Genomic DNA, 15,704 nt, shown 5'->3' on the forward strand with positions numbered 1-15,704 from the left:
AGGACAGCCATGTTCGAGGACAACGACGACCGGACCTACGAGGTGGTCCGCAACACCGAGGACCAGTACTCCATCTGGCCGGCCGGCCGGGCGCTACCCGCCGGGTGGGAGCGAACGGGCGGACGGGGCAGCAAAGCGGACTGCCTCACCCTGATCGACGGCCTGTGGAGTGACCTTCGGCCGAGGAGCATACGTGAACGGCCGGCCGCCCGATGACGCGACCGGCCCCCTCGCCGGGACTGCGGCGCCACCAGGGCTTCCGACGGCTGTGGGCCGCCCAGACGGTCAGCGTGCTCGGCGCCCAGATCTCCGAACTCGCGCTGCCCCTCGCGGCCGTGACGGTGCTGAAAGCCACCCCGTTCCAGGTGGGACTGCTGGCCGCCGTGCAGTACCTGCCGTTCCTGCTGGTCGGCCTGCCGGCCGGGGCATGGGTGGACCGGACGCGCCGACGGCCCGTCATGATCGCAGCAGACCTGGTCCGCTGCGCGGTCCTGCTGACCGTGCCGGCGGCCGCGCTCTGCGGGGTTCTGAATCTGTGGCTGCTGTATCCGGTCGCCTTCGCGGTCGGGGTCATGACGGTCTTCTTCGACCTGGCAGCACAGTCGTTCCTGCCGACCCTGGTCGGCGAAGAGCAGCTCGTCGAGGCCAACACCAAACTGCAGCTGTCCCAGACCTCCGGCGAGCTGGCCGGCCCCAGCGCCGGCGGATTCCTGGTCCAGCTGCTGACCGCGCCACTCGCCGTGCTCGCCGACGCGCTCAGTTACGCCGGGTCGGCGGCCCTGCTCCTGTTGGTCCGGGTGGAGGAGCGCCCGATCCGCGATGCGGTCCGGCCGGGACTGGTCGCGGAGGTCAAGGACGGCCTCGGGTACGTATTCCGGCATCGGCTGCTGCGCCCGATCGCGTTGAGTGCGGGGATCACCAACCTCTTCGGCCTGTTCGGAATGGTCCAGGCGATCCTGGTGCTCTACGCGGTCCGTGACCTGCGGCTCTCACCGGCCGGGCTGGGCACCACGCTCGCGATCGCGAACGCAGGCGTGCTGCTCGGCTCGCTCGCCAACGACCGGGTGGTGCGGCGCCTCGGCGTCGGGCCGTCGCTCACCTGGGCCACCTTCGGGCTGGGCGGCACCATCCTGCTGCTGCCGCTGGCCACCCCTGGCACCGCGATGCCCGTCCTGGCGGTCGCGATGGCCCTGGCCGGGCTGTGCGCCTCCGTCTTCAACATCAACCAGATCAGCTTGCGGCAATCCGTCACCCCCGCCCCGATGCGCGGGCGCATGACGGCGACGCTGCGGTTCGTGGTCTGGGGCGTCATCCCCGTCGGGACGTTCCTCGGAGGCGCGCTGGTCGGCCCGCTCGGACTGCGCGGCGTCCTCTGGCTCGCCGGTGCGGGCAGCGTCCTCGCCGGGCTGCCGCTGCTGTTCTCCGCCGTGCACTCACTGCGGGCCATGCCCGACGCCGCACCGACCGCCCAACCGATGAGCCAGGAGACCCTTCATGCCTGACGTTGCGGGGCACACCGTCCCACGCTGGCTGGTCAACCGCCGCAAGCGCCCCGACGCCGCGATTCGGCTGTACTGCTTCGCCCACAGCGGCGGCACGGCCGCCGAGTACGTCCGCTGGGGCGACGATGTGCCCGGCATCGAGGTGTGGGGCGTGCAACTGCCCGGCCGCGGCTCGCGGCTCGACGATCCGCAGTACACCCGGGTCGGCCCGCTGGTTCACGATCTGGTGGAACAGGCCTCATTCCGCGCACCGTTCGCCTTCTTCGGACACAGCCTCGGCGCCCTGCTGGCCTACGAGACCGCGCGCGCCCTGCGCGAGCACGGCCTGCCCGGCCCCGAACGCCTGTTGCTGTCCGCCTGCCCGGCCCCGCACCGGCCCCGCGGACTGCCGCCGATCCACCACCTCGGCGATCGGGAGCTGTTCAGCGCCGTCCAGGGACAGTACGGCTCACTCCCCGACGAGGTGGCCGAGGACCCGGACCTACTCGCGATCATGATGGCCTCGCACCGCTGCGACTTCGAACTGGTCGACAGCTACCGCCACACCCCCGGCGAGCCCCTTGACCTGCCGCTGCACGTCTTCGGCGGCACCGAGGACCGGCTCTCTGCCGAGGAACTCACCCAATGGCAGGGCCACGGCCGCGGACCGTTCGCCCTGAACCTGCTGCCAGGCGGCCACTTCTACCTCCGTGAGCACCGCGCCGCCCTGCTCGCACTGATCCAGGCCGCACTCACCGACCGCCGGCACGCCGGGTCGCCTGTCGACTCGCTCTCCCCCAACCTGTGAAGGCAGACATGACTCACGACACCATCACCCCGGCCGGCTTCCTCGCCGAGCTCCACCTGGGGCACGTGCGCTGGGACCTGATCAGCCCCTTCCCCGCCCCGCCCGACGAGGACCACGCCCGCGGCGACGCCGCCGTCGCCGGGCTGATGCGCTTCCTCCAAGAGACCGTCGACCCGACCGAGGTGGACCGCACCGCGAAGCTGCCCGACGGCTTCCACGAAGCCTGCGCCGCCCGCGGCTACTTCAAGCTTCAGGACCCGCTCGAGCGCGGCGGTCTGGGCCTGTCCGCCCACAACGCCTTCCGGATGATCCAGGCCGCCGCCAGTTGGTCGGTGACCGCCTGCTACGCCATGTCCGTCCACCTCGGACTGGGCGCCGGCGCCTACCTGCCGATCCTGACCGACGGCGAGCTGAAGTCCGAACTCGAACGGCTGCTCGCAGCGGGCGCGATCTCCGGCGACGCCGACACCGAGCCCACCGGTGCGATCAACCGGACCCGGTCCACCACCGCGGTGCCAACCGAGGACGGCACCGGATTCCGGATCAGCGGCGAGAAGGTGTTCATCCAGAACGGCCCGATCGCGGGCCTGCTGAGGGTCTCGGCCACCGTGCACGACAAGAACCGGGAGTACATCCGGCTGTTCTTCGTCGACACCACCGACCCCGGCTTCACGGTCAGGTCCTGGCACGAGTACCTGGGTCTCAAGGGTCTGCCCAACGCAGCCCTCACCTTCGACCGGGTCTTCGTCCCGCACAGCCGGGTCTTCACCCTCGACGGCCTGACCGCCGAGGACGAGTGGCGTCTGGCCCCCGAACTGCACACCATCAGCGTCCGAGGCCGGATGTACCCCATCTCGGCGCCCGCCCTGGCGATCGGCCGGCTCTGCCTGCACTGGTCCCGGGAGTTCGTCCGGCGGCGTTCGGTCGGCGGGCTCGGGCTGGAGCAGTACGACGAGATCCAGCGCATCATCGCTGCCAACCTCGCCGAAACCTTCGCCATGGAGAGCGTGGTGGAGTGGTGCCTGCTGGCCGAGGAACGCCACCCGGGGATCGACCTGGACCCGGAGCAGACGGTGGCCAAGAACATCAACTCGACGACCAGCTGGCGCATCGTCGACCGCACCCTGTCCCTGCTGGCCGCCGAGGGCTTCGAGACGGCAACGAGCAAGGCCCGGCGCGGCGCTCAGCCGCTGCCGGTGGAGCGGTTCTTCCGCGACGCACGTGCCCTGCGAGTGGCCGGCGGGGTGGACTTCCTCGTGGACCACTGGGCCGCCCGGCACCTGCTCTCGCGCCACTACCCAAAGCCGCAGGCCATCGCCGAGGCCGCGACCGACCTCACCGCAGCGGACGCCCACCTGTCCCCGCGCAACCGGGACCACCTTCGCTTCGTGGCCGAACAAGCCGTGCAGTTCGCCCGCCTCAGCCGCGACCTGGTGGACCGACACCCCGACCCCGACGAGCTGTTCGCCAAGGAGCGCCTGCTGATCCTGCTCAACCAGCTCTCCGCCGAGCTGTTCAGCATGTCCGCAGTGCTGGCCAATGCCGCCCGACTGCACTGCGAGGGCACCGGACCTGCCCAGGACCTCGCCGACGTGTTCTGCGCCGAAGCACGCCACCGTATGGCGGACGCCCAGCGGCGCCTGGCCGACACCGACGGACCGGACCACGCCGGCACCTGCGCGCAGTGGCTTCACGGCGACGGCCTGGAGTTCCTGCTCCGCGACACCGTCACCGCCACCCCACCCGCCCGCTGAGCCGGTGGTATCCGAGGCCGCCCCGGCCACCAGCCCCGCACACCGAACGACCACCGACCCGGAAAGGGCCGCAGCGATGTTCAACCTCTCCCGTTCCCAGGAGATCGTCTGGCTGCACGAGGAACTCTTCCCCGAGAGCCGCGCCTACAACTTCACCGCCTCCCTCGACCTGCGCGGCCCGCTGGACGAGCCGGCCCTGCGGCAGAGCCTGGCGACCGTGCTCGCCCGCCACGACGCGTTCCGCCTCGAACTCGATCCCGAGGACTTTCCACCGAAGCAGCGGGTGAACGACACCTGCGCACCGCGCTACCGCACCGTGGACCTGACCGGTCGCGAGGACCACGAGGCAGCCTTCGAGGACCTGTGGCGCGAGCAGCACGACGAGCCCTTCGACACCGCCGAGGCGCCCATGGTGCGGTGGACCCTGATCAGGCTCGCCGAGGAGCACCACCGGCTGCTTCACACCGAGCACCACCTGGTGCACGACGGCTGGTCCTTCGGCCTGGTCCTGCGCGACCTGTTCACCACCTACCGGGCGCTGGCCCAGGGCATCCCGGCCGACCTGCCCGCGCCCCGCTCCTACCTCGAACACGTCCGCCAGTCGGTGGCCGCCGAGGAACAACCGGGCCACCACGACGACGCCGTGGCGTACTGGCGGGGCGCCCTGGACGGCGCCCCCTTCGACCTGCCGCTGCCCGGCCTGGACCCGGGACGGGTCCGCGACATCCCGCACGGCGACCAACTGCGCCAGCTGCTGGAGCCCGAGCTGGCCGAGCGCCTACGGACAGCCGCCCGCCGCCACGGGCACACCCCGTTCTCTGTTCTGCTCACCCTCTTCGCGGAGCTACTACGCCGACAGAGCGGCCGGTCCGACCTGGTGATCGGCAGCGCGGTGGGCAACCGCCCGCCCGGCTTCCAGGAGAGCGTCGGGATGTTCGTCAACACCATCCCACTGCGCATCCGCCTCCAGCCCGACGGCAGTGCGCTGAACGCGGTCGACGAGGTCACCGAGGTCCTGATCCGCTCGCTGCCGCACCAGGGCGTCCCCGTCCAGGCCCTGACCCACGAACTCGGAGAACACTCCGGCACCGGCCTGGACAACCCACTCTTCCACGTCATGTTCAGCGCGCACGACGCGCCGATCCCGCACGTCGAGGGGCTGAACCTCGAGGTGTCCATCCACGAGGCATTCAACACCGGCACCTCCCGTTTCGCCCTCGACGTGGTACTGATCCCCGACTCCCGCCGGACCGTCAACGCCCGCTCGGGCCCCGGCGGCATGCTGCTGATCTGGGACTTCGCCACCGACCTGTACGACAGCGCCCGGATCGCCGAACTGCAGCGGCAGTTCACCGCACTGCTGGAGGCCTACCTCGCCGACACCGCGACCGGCCTCGCAGCACTCACCGCAGCAGCCAACGGCTGACCCCACCCCCCGAACCATGCCCCGAGGAGACGAGATGACCTCCGTGACCTCCCGCGAACCGACCGGCCACCAGCTGCCCAGCATCGCCTGGGGAGGTGAGCCCGCGCCCGCTCCCGCACCGGGGGCGGGACCACTCGAGTGGTTCGACAGCTGGCTGGCCAAGCAGCCCGACGCCCCGGCAGTCGTGGACAACACCATCACCTGGAACTACCGCGAGCTCGACCGAGCCTCCGCCCGGATCATGCAGGCCCTCGGCGGCCGAGTCACCCGCGGCGAGTTGGTGGGAGTCTGCCTGGAACGCTCCGCGCTGCTGGTGGCCGCGGCGGTCGCGTTGGCCAGGATCGGCGCGGTCTACCTCTCCCTCGGCGCGCAGCCGGGGGCCGCGCGGGTGGAATCGATCACCGAGGACGCCGGCATCAGCTGCCTCCTCACCGACGGCACGTCAACCCCGCCACCCGGCTGGACCGTTGCGCCGGCCGACGCGGTGGACGGGCTCGTGGTCGCTCAGCGCGCCGGACGGGCGAACGGTGCGCCCAGCGACGCCTTCTGCGCCGTCACCACCTCGGGCAGTACCGGCAAACCCAAAATCGCACTGCTGTCACAGGGGGCGATAGCCAACCTGGTCCGCTGGACCTGCGACCGGCTCGAGATCGGCCCCGAGTCCCGGGTGGGTCTCTTCGTCGGCACCACCTTCGACGCGCACCTCAAGGAGTTGTGGGAGGCACTGTCGTCGGGCGCCACCTTGCACGTCGCGCCCGAGGACGCCCGCGGCTCGACGGCCGAACTGTTCCAGTGGTGGCAGGAGTCGGGCCTCACCCACTGCCTGCTGCCGACCCCGCTCGCCGAACTCGCCTTCACCCAGCCCTGGCCCGTCGACCTGGCCATGCGCCACATCCTGGTGGGCGGCGACCGGATGCGGGTGCGGCCGCCCGCGCAGTGCGCGGCGGTCGTGCACAACGTGTACGGTCCCGCCGAGGCCACCGTGCTCACCACCACCCACCGCCTGCGGCCCCGAAGCGACGACCCGACCGCCATCGTGCCGATCGGACAGCCGCTGACCGGCTACACCGTCTTCATCACCGACGAGGACGGCCGGATCCTGCCCAGAGGACGTGCCGGAGAGATCCGGATCGGCGGTACGGGCCTGGCGCTCGGCTACGTGGACCCGCAGCGGACCGCCGAACGCTTCGTACCGGCCCCCGCAGGTCAACCATACGTGGACCGCGTCTACCGGACCGGCGACAAGGCGCTGATGCGCGCCGACGGACCGCTGGAATTCCTCGGCCGCATGGACGACCAGGTGAAGATCAGCGGCGCGCGGATCGAACCGGCCGAGGTCGAGGCCGCCCTGGAGACCCACCACTCGGTCCGGCACGCCGTCGTGGTCCCGTACCAGGGCACCGGCGGCGGTCTACGGCTGGCCGCCTTCCTCCTGCTCGCCGAAGGGGCGCAGGCCGACGAAGACGCTGTGCTGGCCGCCGCCCGCGCCCGGGTACTGAAGCAAGCGGTGCCCGCCAGGGTCCGCTTCGTCGACTCCTTCCCGCTGAACGCCAACGGCAAAGTCGACCGCGCACTGCTCACCCGGCAGGCCGCCGCCGCGGCGTCCACCGCACCCGGGGCGGCGCCGACCCGGGAGACCCCGCAGGCAGAAGACACCGAAGCGTTCCTCCTCGTGGCCTGCCGCCGGCTGCTCGACCAGCCCGACCTCACGCCCGCCGACAACTTCGCCGAATCGGGCGGGACTTCGCTGGCCGTCGCGCGCTTGATCGCGCTGATCGAAAGCACCTACCCGATCCGGGTCAAGGCCGCAGAGGTCATGCGCCAGCCCGACCTGGCAGCCCTGGCTGCCCTGGTCGACACCCGCCGCGCGGCGTCGGCGCGCAGCTGAACACTCCCGCCACCACCGCCCACCCGCCCTCCTGAGAGGACTTTCCGTGGACCGCCCCACCCTGACCAAGCAGTATCTGGCCGAACTGAGCGAAAGCACAGCCACCGCAGCCGAACTGCTCGGTCGTGCGCAGCACGACACCCTGCTCACCATCGACTACGAGAACCGCTTTCTGCCCCGCCCGCTCTTCCTCGGCCACGAAGAGCAGGAGCAGCTGATGGAAGATCTGGAAACGCTCCACACCGCGCTGTTCAGCCTGCCCGACAGGCTCTTCGACGGCGATCTCGGCGCGTTCGCCCGGGCCGTCGGCATGACCGAGACCCAGATCGAGGTGATCCTGCGCAGCCGGGGCGCCGGCGCGACCCGCATGGCCCGTACGGATCTGTGCGTCGACGAAAGCGGATTCAAGGTCGTGGAAGTCAACATGACCAGCTCGCTCGGCGGCATGGGCAACGGCGTGATGGCCCAGGCCCTGCTGGAACACCCGCTCCTCGCCGACTTCGCCGCCCGGCACGGCCTTGGCGTCGCCGACACCGCCAGGGAACTGCTGCACACCATGTACGCCGCCACCGGGTTCGACCCACAATCCCGGCCGGTCATCGCGGTCGCCGACTGGCCGAGCAGCTACCTGAGCGGCTGGGCCGCCTTCCTGAAGGAGTTCTGCGCCCATCTTCAGGCGCTGGGCGCAGACGCACACCCCTGCCACATCGGCCAGCTCGACTACCGCGACGGCCGGGTCTGGCTCGGCGACCGGGCCGTCGACATCATCCACCGGATCTTCCTCGCCGAAGACCTGCTCGAATCCCCCGAAGCCCCAGCGCTGATGGACCAGGTCGTCCGCGCCGCCGCGGCCGACCAGGTGAAGCTGTTCGTCCCGCTGGACGCAGAGCTCTACGCCAGCAAGACCACACTGGCGATGCTCTCGGACGAAAACAACCGGCACCTGTTCAGCACCGAGGAGCTGGCGGCGTTCGACCGCATCCTGCCATGGACCCGAACCGTCCGGCCCGGCACAGTGACGCTGGAGAGCGGACAGATGGTGGAACTACTCGACTACGCCCGGGCCAACCGACACGACCTCGTACTCAAACCGACGGTCCTGCACGGTGGCAGCGGTGTGCTCCTCGGCGGGGACGTCACCGAGAAGAGCTGGGCCGCGCACCTCGACGCCGCGCTCGGCAAGCCCTACATACTTCAGCGCCGGATCCGCCCGGTCACCGAACTGTTCCCGGACGAAAACGGCCGGTTGCAGCCATGGCTGACGGTCTGGGGCGTGTTCACCATGGCGCGCGGCTTCGCCGGCATCATGGCCCGCGGCACCCGCCTGGAAGCCAATGTCGGCGTGGTCAACATCACCAACGGAGCACACGGCGGCACCGGACTGTACGAGCTGCCACCCCGCAAGCGGACCGACGAGTAACCGACTCTGGTGACGAAGTCGCCGAGGTGCGCAACACCGTTCGAAAGGAACGGATGCCGGTTCAGCGGTGCTCGGGGTTCTCGAAGCCGAAGCGGCAGCCGGCGTCCCATTCGGAGCGCTGGTTGCCGTGGGCCAGTCCGCGGCGGACCACTGCGGGGGCTCTGGACGTCCAGGCGACACAGCAGAGCGCACGGTGCCGGAACCGGCCGATGGCAGATCCTCATTCACCGGTACCGGCTCCCTCACTGCCGACGACGAACGGCGCCGGTTCCACCGAACTCACGCAGCGGGTGTCGGGATGCTCGGGGTCGTCGAAGAAGGAGGTGATCACCTTCGCCCCGCACGGGGTGTCGTACGTCCCGTGGGCGACACCGGCCAGCGTCACCACCGTGGAGCGGGAGAGCGTCCGGGCCACGTAGCGCCCCCACTGCGCCCCGGTCTGCGCGTCGAAACTCCCGGAGATGGCAAGCGTGGGGATGCTGCTCCGAGTGACCTCGCGCACGGCGTCGGGTGCCTTCGGGACGTTCCAGGCCCGACATGCCTGGCGCAGGAACGGCAGCTGGGGTGCCTGGGCCAGGACCGAGCGGGGGAGCTCGGCAAAGGCCTCCTGACCCTTGGCGAGCTGCTCCTCGGGGGTCTCGAACGGAACCCACTCGCTGCACCACACGCTCAGCGACAACCCGTGAGCGAACATCCCCTGAGAGCCGGGAAGCCAGGCGGCCGCCCACTGCTCCGCGATGCGCTCGGGGTGGCCGTGGGCCAGCTCGTCCACGCCCACCGCGAAGGTCTCGGGAGCGTGACTGGCACGCACCAGCCAGTTCAGCAGCGCCCCGCCGTCGAGGACCACCTCCACCCGTCCGACCTGCGGCACCGTCACGTGCGTGGTGACCGGATCAGCCTCCAGCTGACGCACCATGCGCAGTAAAGCGGCACCGATGTCCGGGTAACGCTGCCGGCAGGAGAGCTGCGCCGCGCAAGCGCTCACGATGTTGTCGACCGACTCCCTCAGGCTGCTCCACGTCCACCCAGGCGTCGCCACGGACGGCGGTACGACGCCGTCGACCGTCACGGAGCGGATGCCGTCGGGGAACATGCGCATGTAGGTCAGCGCCAGTTGCGTCCCGTAGGAATGCGAGAGGACGTTCCACTCCCGGATTCCCAGGACCCTGCGCAGATCCGCCACGTCGGCAGCGTTCTCGCTGGTGTTGTAGGCAGCCAGATCGATCCCCTGGGCCGTCAGGCGGTCACGGCACCGGGCCGCCGCCTGGGCGTACCGGTCTCCGGTGGAGGGCGCGCCGTAGAGGAGGTGGACGCGCTCCCCGTAGAACCGGTCGATCTCCGGACACGTCAGCGGCCGCTCGGACGAGTACGTCCCGCGCTGGGACAAGACGATCAGATCACGGTCGCGGTTCAGCCCCGCCTCGGTCAGTCCCGAGATGTCTCCCAGGGCGTCCGCGCCGGGCCCGCCGGCGAAGAACACGATCGGATCGGGGTGCGGCGTCGGGGATGACGAGCGGACGAGCGCAACGGCCAGGCGAAGGGTGCGCGGTGACGGGTGGACCCGGTTCTCCGGAACGACGAGGAAGCCGCAGCGGGTGTCCTTCAGCTCTCCGTAAGTGGTCGGGCATGGAGCGGACACGAACCGCGACGACGGCTGCGTCCGCGCCATCGGGGGCTGAGGCAGAGTGAGCACGGTGCCCGGGAAGATCCAGTGGCCCCGGTCGCTGGAGGGGTATCCGTGCCGCAGGGCCTCGTGCTCGATGGTCTGCCGGTTGAGGTCGTAGAGGCTGTCCCATCGCATGGCGTCGCCGAGGGCCTGCTGGGCTATGTCCCACAACGTGTTACCGGAGGCGACGGTGTGCATGCCGGCCATCGCGTCTGCGGGCCCGGACTCATCGGCTGGCCGTCCCGGCGACAGGCCGGACTGCGGACGGCTCACGAGCGGGGAGGCACCCTCCCTCGCTGCCCCCTTCTGGCGGGTGGCGGCCAGGCCGGACGCGCCGTGGGCCGGAGCCGCGCTCAGCACCGTCAAACCGGCCAGGAACATGGCGGCTGCGGCAGCTGTGCCGCGATTGCGTATCGGCATGTCGTCCTTCCGAGGCGGTGCCGGCGGCTACGCGTCGGCTCCGCTCGACTCGTCACACATGGGGGGTTGTTGAGCGCCATACTGCAAAGTCGATTCGTGCCCCGCACCGCAGCAGGGACCAATCGGGTCGTGCACGCGCCCGCCGAGTGCGCAGCCGGTGAGCGGCCGTTCCGTGCCGTGGAGAGCCGTGGGTCGAAAGGCACCGATGCCCGCTTCGAAAGGCCCGGATCGGGACGGGACCAGGGTGTGCTGCGGGGTGAACCGTCGGCTGGTGGAGCCGACGGAGAGCCGTGGATGGTGGGCAAACTGGGTGGGCTCAGGCGGTGTCGTCTCTCATCACCAGTACGGCTCACCACGGCGGCCCCGCCGGCCTGTGGTGCGGTCGCCGGCGTTTGGCCTGGAGTGGCTGGGGGCGCCCGACGGGGTGATGATGGGCAGATCGTCCGGCGCTTGGTCTTGGTACCCCGCCGTCAGACGCGGGAGGCGGCCACCGGCGGCCCCGCGCCGGTGCCGCGGCGCGAGGGGTTCTGCGCGTCCCCCGCCGGCGGGCGGACCGAGGAGGCACTGTGAACGACTACCCCCCGATCGGGGACCACGGCATCGTCGGCGACCTGCAGACGGCGGCGCTGATCGCCGCCGACGGCACGGTCGACTGGTGGTGCACCCCCCGGTTCGACTCCCCCAGCGTGTTCGCCTCGCTGCTCGACAGCGACCGCGGCGGCTACTGCCGGCTTCACGCCGACGTCAGCGAGGAGGCGACCGTCCGCCAGTTGTACCTGCCGGACACCGCCGTCCTGATCACGCGTTTCATGGCGCCGGGCGGCGTCGGCGAGGTACTCGACTTCATGCCGCCCGACCCGTCGCCGACGCCGTCGGCCACACACCGGCTGGTCCGGGTGGCGCGGGTGGTGCGCGGCAGCATGCCGTTCGAGCTGCTGTGCCGGCCTCGCTTCGACTACGGCCGCGCGCCCCACGACCTGACTCGCCTGGACGACGGGTCGATGCTCTTCCGCGGCCCGGGTACGGACCTGCAGCTGCAGACCACCGCGCAGATCGAGCTGCACCCGGACGGCACGGACGTCTCCGCGCGCTTCACGCTGCACGCCGGTGAGCGTGCCGCCGTGGTGCTGACCAGCGAGACGGGCGAGCCCGGCGAGCTGAGCGGCCGACCCGGCGGCGCGATCCCCACCGCCGAGGCGGTACTCGCCGAGTTCGAGGCGTGCACCGGGTTCTGGACGGACTGGCTGCGATCGTCGCGCTACCGCGGCCGCTGGCACGAGATGGTGACCCGCTCCGCCATCACCCTCAAGCTGCTGACCTACGCCCCGACCGGCGCCCCGATCGCCGCCGCCACCATGGGCCTGCCGGAGCAGATCGGCGGTGAACGGAACTGGGACTACCGCTACACCTGGGTGCGCGACGCCTCGCTGTCGGTGCGCGCCATGATCGACCTGGGCTTCACCGCGGAGGCGAACGCCTTCCGCCGGTGGCTGCGCGAGCGCCTGGACGCCAGCGGCACGGCCTCCGGCGAGCCGCTGCAGATCATGTACCGGGTCGACGGCGAACCGCACCTCACCGAGGAGGTACTGGACCACCTGGAGGGCTACCGCCGCTCCGCGCCGGTGCGGGCCGGCAACGCCGCCGCCGACCAGATCCAACTCGACATCTACGGCGAGGCCGCCTACGCCCTCGCGCAGGCCGAGGACATCGGCGGCATCCGCGGCTGGCAGGCCTTCACCCGGCTCATCGACTGGCTGGTCGACCACTGGGACCGCCCCGACGAGGGCATCTGGGAGACCCGCGGCGGCCGCCAGAACTTCACCTACAGCCGGCTGATGACCTGGGTCGCCTTCGACCGGGCGATCCGGCTCGCCACCGCCCACTCCCGCCCCGGCGACGTGGCCCGCTGGCAGGCCGCCCGCGACACGGTGTTCCGACAGATCGTCGACTCCGGCTGGAGCGAGAAGCGACGCGCCTTCGTCCAGCACTACGACACCGAGGTCCTCGACGCGTCCCTGCTCCTGATGCCGAAGGTCGGCTTCCTCACCCCCACCGACCCGGACTGGCTGACCACGCTCGACGCCATGGACGGCGAACTCGTCAGTGACAGCCTGGTCTACCGCTACGACCCCGCCGCCTCCCCGGACGGCCTGCGCGGCTCCGAGGGCACCTTCAACCTCTGCAGCTTCCTGTACGTGGAGGCACTCGCCCGGGCCGGACGCCTCCACCAGGCCCGCTACGCCTTCGACAAGATGCTCACCTACGCCAACCACGTCGGCTTGTTCGCCGAGGAGATCGGCCCCTCTGGCGAGCAGCTGGGCAACTTTCCGCAGGCGTTCACCCATCTGGCCCTGATCGACGCGGCGATCGCCCTGGACGAGGAACTCGACCGGGCCGAGCGCCGGCCCCGCTGACCGCACACGCCGCCGGCCGGCACGTCCCCGGGGCGGTCGGCGGCGTCCGGCCGGCGCACGGCGCTACAGCGGTGCGGCCCGGTCTGCCCCGGCGGCGGCGGGTGGGCTGACTCGCGGCAGCAGGGCGGCGGCGGCCAGGCCGCCCAGGCCGATGACCGCGAGCGCGGCCATCGCCGCCGCGTACGCGCCCTTGGTCAGCCCCGACACCAGGATCGTGCCGGCGATGGCCGTGCCGAGCGAGGACCCGAGGTTGGAGATGCTGCGCGACAGGCCGGAGATCTCGCCCTGCTGCGACTCGGGGAAGCAGGACTGGACGACGTTCACCGACGGGGTGAGCATCACCCCCACGCCCAGGCCGATCAGCAGCAGTCCGGGCGCGAACGCCCACGCGCCGGGCGTCCAGGCCACCAGGGCCAGCAGCACGGCGATGCCGGCGATCGTCACGACGAACCCGGCCATGATCAGAGTGCGCTGCGGTCGGCGCCGCGCCAGCTTCTCGGCGGCCAGCGAGGTGGCGAGAATGCCGAGAGTGGCGGCGGTGAAGATGACGCCGGTCTGGATCGCGTCGTAGCCGCGCACGACCTGCAGGTAGGCGGCGACGGTGAACGAGACGCCCATCAGCATCAGCCACTGCGTGTTCTGCGTGACCAGACCCAGGTTGGAGGTGCGGTTACGGAACAGCGCCGTCGACAGCAGCGGCTCCCGGCCGGCCCGCTCCCGGCCGCGCACCCAGACGAAGAAACCGACCAGCACCAGCGCACCGGCCGCCAGCAGGCCCAGCGCCAGCCAGCCGTTCTTGTCGACCGCCAGGATGCCGGTCACCAGCAGCACCAGACCCGCCGCCGACAGCACCGCCCCCACGGTGTCGAAGGGCCGGGCGGGGTCCGGCGGCAGCGGATCGACGAGGTGGCGGCTGAGCACCACGATCACCACGATCACCAGCGCCTGGAACACGAACGCGGCCCGCCAACTGATCGCACTGGTGATCAAACCGCCGATCAACGGGCCCGCGGCCGCCCCGATACCGCCCATCGCCATGATCGCGCCGAACGCACGCGCCCGGGACGCCGTGTCGGTGAACAGCAGCGTCGTCAGGATGTAGACCGGCGGGATCAGCAACGCCGTGCCCACACCCTCCAGGATCGAATTCCCGAGGATCAGCAACCCCAGTCCCGGCGCCACCGCACTCAGCACCGCCCCCACCCCGTAGACCACCAGCCCCGCCAGCAGGCACCGCTTGCGCCCCCACTTGTCGGTCAGCTTCCCGCCCGGAATCATCAGCGCGGCCATCACCAGCAGAAAGATCGTGATCGCCGTCTGGACACCCTGCACCGTGGTGTCCAGGTCCTCACTGATGTCGTTGATCATCACGTTCATGTTCGAGCCGGCGAAGCTGCAGATGAACTGCGCCAACGCCAACGGGGCCAGCACCCGCCGCGCCCCCGCTGCTGCCGTCCCCGCCATAGCGCCACCTTCCCATCCACCGAATCCACTGGTCCGCGGAACTACTCGACCTCGCCCGCACGCGGCCGACGCCGACGGAACGCAACCGCCACCCCGACCGTCGCACAGCCCGTCGCCACAGGGCCTGAGGCGCGCAGCAGCGGCTTGTCGGCGGGGCCAGGAGCCGGTGGCGCACCAGCCGCGGCGGACCGCGCGCCGGATCGGCCGCCTCAGTGCCCGAGGGCGGCCTTCGCGGTGACGATGACCAGTCCCAGGACCAGGTTGACGACGCACTCCACCATCACCTGGCGGGCGGAGGCACCCGCTCGGTGCGCGCCCAGGCACGCCCAGACCACCTGCTGCGTCACGGCCACACCGAGCGCGAACCAGGCGGTTCCCGCCAGGTCGAGACCGAGCAGCGGGCTGACGGCCACCGCCAGCGCGGGCAGAGCGGCCGCCTCGACGATGGACCACTCCTGGCGGGCGACGCGGCGGATCCGCGGCCTGCTCCAGGGCTGTCCCGGCAGCCGTTCGCCGGCGACGCGCGCGTAGACGTGCGCCGCCCAGAACACGATGCCGGTGATGATCAGCAGCAGTCCGAGCTGGAGCCGCGGATAGCCGCCGACGCTGCCGGCCGTGGCGATCACGGACGCGGCGAGCAGAGACCCGTAGACGGCGCCGGCGAAGTCGGTGCGTGGCGCTCCTGACGTGCCGTCACCACCCGGAGGACCGGCCGGGGAGCTGGTGCGACTCACCGTCACAACGTACGAGCGGGGCTCGCGGGACGCCAGCCGAGGCTCCGGCACTGCTGCCGTTCGGCCGACACGGCTCAGGGCTGCTTCGACTTCCTGGCCGAGCGCAGCCGGGAGATCCCCCGAGCACACCGGTACTCGTGTCGGTGACCGAGGAGAAGATGTGCCTGACCGTATCGGCCCCACTGCCCGTCAGGCCGTAGCGGTCGATGATGCGCTGAGCCACGTCACT

At 71.1% G+C, this 15,704-nt stretch carries 11 protein-coding genes; 8 read left to right on the forward strand and 3 right to left on the reverse strand.

Annotation, left to right across the window (positions count from 1 at the left end; all coding sequences use genetic code 11):
- Positions 1–9: 9 nt before the first annotated feature.
- From ACZ52J_RS28885 to ACZ52J_RS28915, 7 genes are all read left to right on the forward strand, one after another.
- Positions 10–216: an MbtH family protein gene (locus ACZ52J_RS28885; RefSeq protein WP_360508561.1), complete on the forward strand. Its 207-nt coding sequence runs from the start codon at positions 10–12 to the stop codon at positions 214–216.
- On the forward strand, positions 213–1,502 hold the full coding sequence (locus tag ACZ52J_RS28890; RefSeq protein WP_465622895.1) for an MFS transporter: 1,290 nt from the start codon (positions 213–215) through the stop codon (positions 1,500–1,502). The genes ACZ52J_RS28885 and ACZ52J_RS28890 overlap by 4 nt, the downstream gene beginning before the upstream one ends.
- Positions 1,495–2,289, forward strand: coding sequence for a thioesterase II family protein (locus tag ACZ52J_RS28895; RefSeq protein WP_465622897.1), 795 nt, complete (start codon positions 1,495–1,497; stop codon positions 2,287–2,289). The genes ACZ52J_RS28890 and ACZ52J_RS28895 overlap by 8 nt, the downstream gene beginning before the upstream one ends.
- A gap of 8 nt (positions 2,290–2,297) precedes the next feature.
- On the forward strand, positions 2,298–4,043 hold the full coding sequence (locus ACZ52J_RS28900) for an acyl-CoA dehydrogenase family protein (RefSeq protein ID WP_465622899.1): 1,746 nt from the start codon (positions 2,298–2,300) through the stop codon (positions 4,041–4,043).
- 76 nt (positions 4,044–4,119) lie between these two features.
- Positions 4,120–5,469 (forward strand): condensation domain-containing protein, encoded by a 1,350-nt coding sequence (locus tag ACZ52J_RS28905; protein ID WP_465622900.1) that lies wholly within the window; start codon positions 4,120–4,122, stop codon positions 5,467–5,469.
- A 34-nt stretch (positions 5,470–5,503) separates the two neighbouring features.
- Positions 5,504–7,357, forward strand: a complete 1,854-nt coding sequence (locus ACZ52J_RS28910) for a non-ribosomal peptide synthetase (RefSeq protein WP_465622902.1) — start codon at positions 5,504–5,506, stop codon at positions 7,355–7,357.
- A gap of 46 nt (positions 7,358–7,403) precedes the next feature.
- Positions 7,404–8,777, forward strand: a complete 1,374-nt coding sequence (locus tag ACZ52J_RS28915; RefSeq protein WP_465622904.1) for an ATP-grasp domain-containing protein — start codon at positions 7,404–7,406, stop codon at positions 8,775–8,777.
- Between the two features lie 220 nt (positions 8,778–8,997).
- On the opposite strand, the gene ACZ52J_RS28920 is transcribed toward ACZ52J_RS28915, so the two are convergent.
- Positions 8,998–10,641, reverse strand: coding sequence for an alpha/beta fold hydrolase (locus ACZ52J_RS28920; protein WP_465622905.1), 1,644 nt, complete (start codon positions 10,639–10,641; stop codon positions 8,998–9,000).
- Between the two features lie 788 nt (positions 10,642–11,429).
- Here ACZ52J_RS28920 and ACZ52J_RS28925 point away from each other — a divergent pair.
- Positions 11,430–13,277: a glycoside hydrolase family 15 protein gene (locus ACZ52J_RS28925; protein WP_465622906.1), complete on the forward strand. Its 1,848-nt coding sequence runs from the start codon at positions 11,430–11,432 to the stop codon at positions 13,275–13,277.
- Positions 13,278–13,340: 63 nt separating this feature from the next.
- Here the strand turns inward: ACZ52J_RS28925 and ACZ52J_RS28930 are convergent, their stop codons facing one another.
- On the reverse strand, positions 13,341–14,741 hold the full coding sequence (locus ACZ52J_RS28930) for an MFS transporter (RefSeq protein ID WP_465622908.1): 1,401 nt from the start codon (positions 14,739–14,741) through the stop codon (positions 13,341–13,343).
- A gap of 209 nt (positions 14,742–14,950) precedes the next feature.
- Positions 14,951–15,475, reverse strand: coding sequence for a hypothetical protein (locus tag ACZ52J_RS28935; protein ID WP_465622910.1), 525 nt, complete (start codon positions 15,473–15,475; stop codon positions 14,951–14,953).
- Positions 15,476–15,704: the final 229 nt, after the last annotated feature.

The sequence above is a fragment of the Kitasatospora sp. NPDC034035 genome, from assembly GCF_055575755.1.

Excerpts from the sequence above, each read along its gene's own strand:
- ACZ52J_RS28905 (WP_465622900.1), top strand. The coding sequence starts at position 4,120 with ATGTTCAACCTCTCCCGTTCCCAGGAGATCGTCTGGCTGCACGAGGAA.
- ACZ52J_RS28900 (WP_465622899.1), top strand. The coding sequence starts at position 2,298 with ATGACTCACGACACCATCACCCCGGCCGGCTTCCTCGCCGAGCTCCAC.
- ACZ52J_RS28910 (WP_465622902.1), top strand. The coding sequence starts at position 5,504 with ATGACCTCCGTGACCTCCCGCGAACCGACCGGCCACCAGCTGCCCAGC.
- ACZ52J_RS28930 (WP_465622908.1), bottom strand. The coding sequence starts at position 14,741 with ATGGCGGGGACGGCAGCAGCGGGGGCGCGGCGGGTGCTGGCCCCGTTG.
- ACZ52J_RS28890 (WP_465622895.1), top strand. The coding sequence starts at position 213 with ATGACGCGACCGGCCCCCTCGCCGGGACTGCGGCGCCACCAGGGCTTC.
- ACZ52J_RS28895 (WP_465622897.1), top strand. The coding sequence starts at position 1,495 with ATGCCTGACGTTGCGGGGCACACCGTCCCACGCTGGCTGGTCAACCGC.
- ACZ52J_RS28920 (WP_465622905.1), bottom strand. The coding sequence starts at position 10,641 with ATGCACACCGTCGCCTCCGGTAACACGTTGTGGGACATAGCCCAGCAG.
- ACZ52J_RS28885 (WP_360508561.1), top strand. The coding sequence starts at position 10 with ATGTTCGAGGACAACGACGACCGGACCTACGAGGTGGTCCGCAACACC.